The 6,939-nt window shown below is 75.2% G+C and carries 5 protein-coding genes; all 5 read right to left on the minus strand.

The features are described from left to right. Nucleotides 1-29: 29 nt before the first annotated feature. The 5 genes from E1289_RS23735 to E1289_RS23755 are packed head-to-tail and all read right to left on the minus strand — an operon-like array spanning nt 30 to nt 6,375. Nucleotides 30-1,181, minus strand: a complete 1,152-nt coding sequence (locus tag E1289_RS23735; protein ID WP_131983775.1) for a glycosyltransferase — start codon at nt 1,179-1,181, stop codon at nt 30-32. Then, the gene (locus E1289_RS23740; protein ID WP_131983785.1) at nt 1,178-1,855 is read right to left on the minus strand and encodes a polysaccharide deacetylase family protein; all 678 of its coding nucleotides are present in this window, start codon (nt 1,853-1,855) and stop codon (nt 1,178-1,180) included. Before E1289_RS23740 ends, E1289_RS23735 begins: the two co-directional genes overlap by 4 nt. Beyond that, nucleotides 1,827-3,554, minus strand: coding sequence for a lipid II flippase MurJ (locus E1289_RS23745; protein ID WP_243713098.1), 1,728 nt, complete (start codon nt 3,552-3,554; stop codon nt 1,827-1,829). Before E1289_RS23745 ends, E1289_RS23740 begins: the two co-directional genes overlap by 29 nt. Next, complete coding sequence (locus tag E1289_RS23750; RefSeq protein ID WP_131983777.1) at nt 3,551-4,921, minus strand: O-antigen ligase family protein; 1,371 nt, start codon at nt 4,919-4,921, stop codon at nt 3,551-3,553. The genes E1289_RS23745 and E1289_RS23750 overlap by 4 nt, the downstream gene beginning before the upstream one ends. After that, complete coding sequence (locus tag E1289_RS23755) at nt 4,918-6,375, minus strand: sugar transferase (protein ID WP_165970588.1); 1,458 nt, start codon at nt 6,373-6,375, stop codon at nt 4,918-4,920. Before E1289_RS23755 ends, E1289_RS23750 begins: the two co-directional genes overlap by 4 nt. Nucleotides 6,376-6,939 lie beyond the last annotated feature (564 nt).

Consider the following 6,939-nt stretch of genomic DNA (forward strand, 5'->3'; position numbering starts at 1 on the left):
CCCGTCTCCCCGCGGGTCTCCGCTTGGCATCATGTTGCGGCATCATGTGCCCTCTCTCGTGTCGGAGCGCCCTCGCAGAGGGACGGCTCGGCGACGGTGTCCAGACCGTCCTCGTAGAGCCGGGCCAGCCGGGCGGCCTGCTCGGCGATGGCGTACCGGGCGACGACCGGCGGCACCGGTGTCCGTTCCGGCGTCCCGCGCGTGAGGTGTGCGAGTTCCGCGCTCCAGACCCGCGCATCGGTGGGCAGCCGCAGCGCCTGCGGCGCCTCGCCGGGCGGGCGGTCGTCGAGGGCCGGGCAGGTCGTGTACCGGACGGGGAGCCCGGCGGCCAGCCCCTCCAGCACGGCGAGGCCGAACGACTCCTGGACGGACGGGGCGGCGAGCACGTCCATCGCCGCGAGGGCCCCGGCGACGTCCGACGTGCCCCCCGTGAAGATCACCCGGCCGGTGGCGCCGAGGTCGCGGGTCAGCCGTTCCAGCCTCGCCCGCTCCGGACCGGTCCCGACCAGCAGCAGCCGGACGCCGCGCAGCGGCGCGACCGCCTCGACCAGCAGGTCGAACCGCTTGGTGGGGACGAGCCGCCCGACGGCGCCGACGATCCGCTCGTCCGGGGCGATGCCGAGCCGCCGCCGGGTCGCGGCGCGCCGCGCGGCGTCGAACGCGAACGCGGCGGCGTCGATGCCGTTCGGGATCACGACGATCCGGCCCGGCCGCACCCCCCAGCCGCGCAGCCGGGCGGCCACGGTCGGCGACACCGCGACGGTCGCCGACCCGAGCCGCTCCGTCGCCCGGTACAGGGCCCGGACGCCGCGCGACGGGACACGGCCCTCAAGGTGGCCGTCGCCCAGCGAATGCTCGGTGGCGACGATGCGGGGCGTGCCCGCCATCCGGGCGGCGATGCGGCCGTAGACGCACGCCCGGTACAGGTGCGTGTGGACGACGTCGTACCGCCCCCGCCGGATCAGCCGCGCGAGCCGGGGCAGCGCCGCCAGGTCCCGGTTGTGGCGCATGCCGATCTCGTGGACGGGCACGCCCGCGGCCCGGAGCTGCGCGCCGAGCGTCCCGGTCCGGGTGAGCGTCGCGACCTCGCAGGCCACCGGCAGGTGGCGCAGCAGCAGGGCGAGCTGGCGTTCGGCGCCGCCGTGCTCCAGCCCGGTGATGACGTGCAGGACTCGGGTCACACGCGGCTCCGGTTGCGCAGTTCGTGGCGGAGGAGCTTGGCGCGCATCCGCAGCGGCCCGTCCCGGTCGCCGACGTAGGCGCGGGGCAGCGCGTGGCGCGTCGCCTCGTCCGGGCGGATGTGGCAGGCGTAGTCGTAGCCGGCGGCGCGGGCCGCCTCGATCTCGCGCGCCGTGGCGTGCCCGTAGGGGAAGGCGAAGCCGGTGACGGGCCCTTCGATGACCTCTTCCAGGCGGGCGCGGCTCTCCTCCAGTTCCTCGCGAAGCTCGGTGTCGTCGGTCTCCGGCAGCGACACGTGGTGCCTGCCGTGCGAGGCGATCTCGATGCCCGCGGCGGCGACGGTGCGGAGCTGCTCGTCCGTCATGAGGGGTTTGCGGGGGCCGTCGTCCCACGCGTTGTAGGTGCCGGTCCGCCCGGACACGATGAACGCGGTCGCGCCGAACCCGTACCGCACCAGTACCGGGAGGGCCCGGGTCGCGAAGTCGGCGTACCCGTCGTCGAAGGTGAGCCCGACGAGGCCGCGCGCCCTGCCCGCGGCGCGGGCGTCCAGCAGCTCCGCCACGCCGGCGCCGCGCAGGCCCCGGGCCCGCAGCCACGCCATCTGGCGCTCGAACCGCGCCGGTGACACCGTCACCAGGTGCGGGTCCTCATGGAAGTGATCGACCGAGTGGTACATCAGCACCAGCGGCGCCCGGCGGATCCGCTCCGCCGGGCGGATCGCGCCGGGCCGGCCGGTCTCGGTCGGGTGTGTCGTCGGTTCGGTGGGCTGGGTCACTGGTCTCCCCCGAGTCGGTGCGGAAGCGGCGTCCGAGCGCGCCGGACGGTCCCGCGGTGATCCATGAAGTGACGGGGCCGGGTCCCGCCAGGACGGTCAGGACGGCGAAGGCCGCGGCGGTGCCGATACCGCCGGCGGCGAGCTGGACGAGCGCGGGCGTCCCGGCGCCGAGCAGGGCGCCCGTGCCGAGACCCGTGCCGAGGCCCGCCGCGCAGGCCCCGGCCGCGATGAGCATGAGCCGCAGGACGTCCGCGGCGATCCGGCGCAGCGGGACCGGCGCGACGTCCGGCCGCAGGCCGGCCAGCAGCAGGACGGCGGCGAGCGTGATCCCGGCGGCGTTCGCGGCGGCCAGCGCGAGCGTCCCGGCGGACGCGGCGAACGCGCCCCCGATCGCGGCGGTGACGGCGAGCCCCACGGCGAGGAAGCCGGCCGGGCGCCAGGTCGGCCGACGCTGCGCAAAGAAGGCACGTGCGGCCAGGCCGACCGCCGACTGCCCCCACAGGCCGAGGGCGTAGACGCGCAGGATGGCCGCGGTGCTCCGGGTGTCCTCGGCCGTGAACTCGCCGTGCTCGAACAGCAGCTTGATGACGGCGGGCGCGAACGCGATGAGGAACGCCGCCGCGGCGAGCACCATCGCGCTGGCGACGGCGAGGTCCTGCCGGATGCGGTGGGCGACCCGGGCGGTGTCGCCGTCCGCCATCGCGCGGGCGAGGCTGGGGAACGTCACCGTCACGATCAGCAGCGACAGCACCATCGGCACCTGCGCGACCTTCTGCGCGTAGTTGAGGTGCGAGATCGACCCGGCGGCGAGCTCGGAGGCGAAGAACCGCTCGACGAACACCTGCGCCTGCCTGGTCACCGTGTAGACGACGATCGGCGCGGCGGCCAGCAGCACGATCCGCGGCACGACGTCCCGCTCGCGGGCGGCGGGCGGCGCGGCGGGCGAGGCGCGCAGGCAGCGGACGAACGCGGGCGCCTGCACGGCGATCATCAGGACGCTGCCGCAGGCGACGCCGACGGCGACGCTGGTGATGCCGACGAGCCCCGACAGGCCCGCGATGAACGCGAGGATTCCGACGTTGTAGGCGAGGTAGATCGCGGCGGGCGGCCCGAACCGGTGATGGGCCCGCAGGGTCGCGCTCATGAACCCGGCGACGCCGAACGTGACGACCGTGACCGCCGTCAGCCGGAAGCATCGGACGGCCGGGTCGCGCTCGGTGAGGCCGGGCGCGAGGACGTCCACGATGAAGGGCGCGGCGGCCACGAGGGTCAGCGCCCCCGCGGACAGGGCGATGACCAGCCGGGGCAGGGCCGTCCCGACGAGCGCCCGCGGGCCGTCGCCCCGGGCGAGCATCCGCGTGACGACGGGCACCATGAGCAGGGCCATGGCGTCCTCGATGAGCAGCGGCGAGACGGTCTCCGGGATCGTCCACGCGACGAGGAACGCGTCGGTGGCGGCGTTCGCGCCGAACAGGTGCGCCACCACCAGGTCGCGGACGAACCCGAGCCCGGTGCCGGCGCCGATCAGCACGCCCGACAGGGCCGCGGCACGCCCCACCGAGGTGGCGCGGGCGACTGTATCCTGGTCGGCCGGGGTCATGGCCGCGCCTCCCCGGGACGGTGCTCGTCGAACGCCCGGCACGCCACGATCCCGAGGACGATGGCGAACAGCGCGCAGGTCGGCCCGCCGAGATCGGCGTACAGGAAGTTGACCAGCAGGAACGCCAGCAGCGAGACGCTCACGAGCCAGAACGGGTCGTGCCCGCGGCGGCGCCTCCACAGCCCGGCGAGCAGCGCGCCGAACAGCGCCGCGAGGCCGGCGAGGCCCACCACGCCCTGCTCGGCCAGGAACAGCAGGTACTGGTTGTGCGGCGACAGGAGCGGCTGCCGGATGTACCCGTTCACGGGGTCGGCGGTCTCGCTGCCCGACGACAGTTCGATCCCGGCGTAGGCGTCGCGGTAGGCGGGGAAGTTCTTCGCCCCGACGCCGGTGACGGGGTGGTCCTCCCAGATCCGCGCGGCCGCGGCCCACAGGTGGTACCGGTCCGCGACGGACCGGTCGGGGTCGCTGAGCGACCCGGCGATCGACCCGGCGCGGTCGAGGACGGCCGCGGACCCGCCGCCCGCGAGGACGGGCGCCACGAGCAGCAGCGCGCAGCAGCAGGCCAGCACCTTCACCGCCGTCCACCGGTTGAAGATCACCAGGGTGAGGACGGCGGCGGCGCCGAGCGCGAGCCACGTCCCGCGGCTGAGGGCCAGCGCGAGCGCGACGGCCAGCACGCCCAGCCCGAGCAGCGCGGCCGGGAGCGCGGCGCGGCCGCGTCCCGGCGCCCACAGCGCGAACACGGTCAGGATGAGGAACGCCAGCCCGGCCACGACCGACATCGCCATCACGTCGACCGCGCCGAACGTGCCGACGGCGCGGATGTTCGCCCCGTCCAGCGACGCGCCGTTCCCCGTGACCGACTGCCAGATCCCGTAGCCGGCCTCCCCGAGCCCGAGCGCGAGCACCGACGAGCAGACGATCGCGAGGTCGCGGCGGTCCCGGACGAGCAGGACGACGGCCAGCGGCACCAGCACGAACAGCTGCACGTTCCGCACGAAGCCGGGCAGGCTGACGAGGACGTCGGCCGAGCACACCGTGCTCACCCCGAACGCGGCCACCAGCGGCCCGAACGCGGGCAGCGCGGCGGACGGCATCGTGACCCGCCGGGTGACCAGCAGGTACGTGGCGGCCAGCACCAGCAGGACGCTCGCGACGTCCCCGGCGGCGATCTGGACGCCGGGCCGGAACGCCTGCGAGCCGGACGGGATCGCGATGCTCGCGACCGCCGCGGCCACGAGCCAGCTCGGCCGCCCCAGCGCCGCCCGGACCGCCCTGGCCGCCTGGACCGCCTTCCGCGCCTTTCTCGTCTTCCGCACCGGGGTCGCCTCGGACCAGGCGAAGGGGGATGCGTAGTCGGTCATCCGGCGTCCCTGCACAGCATCGCGCGGACGGTCAGCAGCAGGATCTTCAGGTCGCCCGCGAACGACCAGTGGTCGATGTAGTGGTTGTCGAGCCGCGCGCGCAGCTCGATGGACGTGTCGCCCCGGAAGCCGTGGATCTGCGCCCACCCCGTCAACCCGACCGGGACGCGGTGCCGCAGCAGGTAGCCGGGGCAGTTGCGCGAGAACTGCTCCACGAAATGGGGGCGTTCCGGGCGCGGGCCGACGAGGCTCATGTCGCCGCGGATGACGTTCCACAGCTGCGGAAGCTCGTCCAGCGAGGTCGCCCGCAGGAACCGCCCGACCCGGCCCACGCGGTCGTCGCCCTCGACCGTCCAGCGGGTGTCGGCCTCCTGCTCGTCGGCGGGTTTCAGCGTCCGGAGCTTCAGCAGCACGAACTCCTCGCCGCCGCGCCCGATCCGCCGCTGCCGGAACAGCACGCCGGGGCCGCCCTCCAGCCGCACGGCGAGCGCGCACAGCGCCAGCACCGGGGCCACGGCGGCCAGGAGCGCCGAGGCCGCGACGAGGTCGAGGAGCCGCTTGGCGCACCGGGCCGCCGGCTCGCGCAGCCGCCAGTCGACCCGCGCGCACGGCAGCCCGGCCAGGTACTCCCGCCGCGCCGGCGCCACCGGGACGACGTCCGACGGCGGCTGGACGAGCAGCGTCTCGCACGGCAGCCCGAACGAGATGCGCAGCACGGCGTCCAGGTGGCCGGGATCGACGTCCTCGGCGACCACGATCAGCGTGTCGATCCCGTGCTCCTCCACGAGCGCGGGCAGGTCGGAGGTCTCCCCCAGCACGGGCGCGACCGCCCCGCCCGTCCCGGTGTCCGGGTCCGCCGCCGCGACCTGCCCGACCGCCGCGAGCCCGAACTCCCCGCGTTCGCTCAGCAGGGCGACCAGGTGCGCGGCCGTCCCGCCCGTCCCGACGACCAGGGCCGGACGGGCCCGAGAGCGGCGGCAGCGGTAGGTCCGGACGGCCGCGTGCACGAACGCGCGAACACCGAACGACACCGACACCGTCACCGTCGCGATCCACAGCCACGCGGCCGCGTCGCCGCGGGCCGGTCCCGGCAGCAGCACCGCCGCGAGCGCGCCGACGAGAAGCGTCCGGACGAGGAGCGCCGGCGCCTCGGCGAGCAGCGAGGGGCTGCGGCGCGTCCGGTACAGGCCGCCCGCCGCGTTGCACGCGACCACGGCCACGGCCGCCGCGCCGGGCACGGCGGCGTCCGCGGCCGGCCGGAGCACGGCGACGGCCATCGCCGAGCCGTCCACCACGGCGAGGCACACCGGGTACAGGACGGCCAGGATCCGGGCGCCCAGCGGGCCGCGGCGCCGCGGAACGACCGGGGCGAGCACCGCCGCGGCCTCGCCCGACGCGGGACTCGCGGGGGCCGCGCCCGAGTCGATGATGGGACTCAGCCCCTGGGCTCTCATCGCGCGTCCCTTCAGACAAGAACTCACCCGGGCGGTGACTTTGCGGGGCCGTCGCGGGCGGCCACGACCCAGCATCGCAGCGCTTTCCGACGGGGAACACCGCTTTTAACCGCCACCTCCCCAATCTTGAATAGGAGATCACGAGAACCCTTTGACCTGCGAGAACATCCCAAGAAAGCGGCGATATCAGCTCAAAGCACACACCAGTCGGCGACTTTATTCAGCGCATTTCTATTTCGCCGGAAAGGGCCGAGTATCTTCCGGCGCGTCCGGGAGTGCCCCGCTGCGCGTTCCGGCCGGGCGGCCGGAATGCGGCACCGAAGATGCGGGAACGGCCCACCCGCGGCGAACCTTCGCGGGACGATGGACGTACACGTGATCGGAGGCCGCCGACCCGGCCGTCCCGCCGGGATCGAGGCCCGTTCCGTGGACGATCCTGGTGCCGTCCCGTGTCGCGCGGGCCCGGCGGGCTGATGAGGGAGAACGGTGCGAGGAAAAGCGTTGGTGCTGACGCTGGTCCTGGGGCTTGTCGCGGCCTGCGGCGGCGGTGACGACGGCGGCGGG

The sequence above is a fragment of the Actinomadura sp. 6K520 genome (assembly GCF_004349245.1).
Lineage (GTDB): Bacteria > Actinomycetota > Actinomycetes > Streptosporangiales > Streptosporangiaceae > Spirillospora.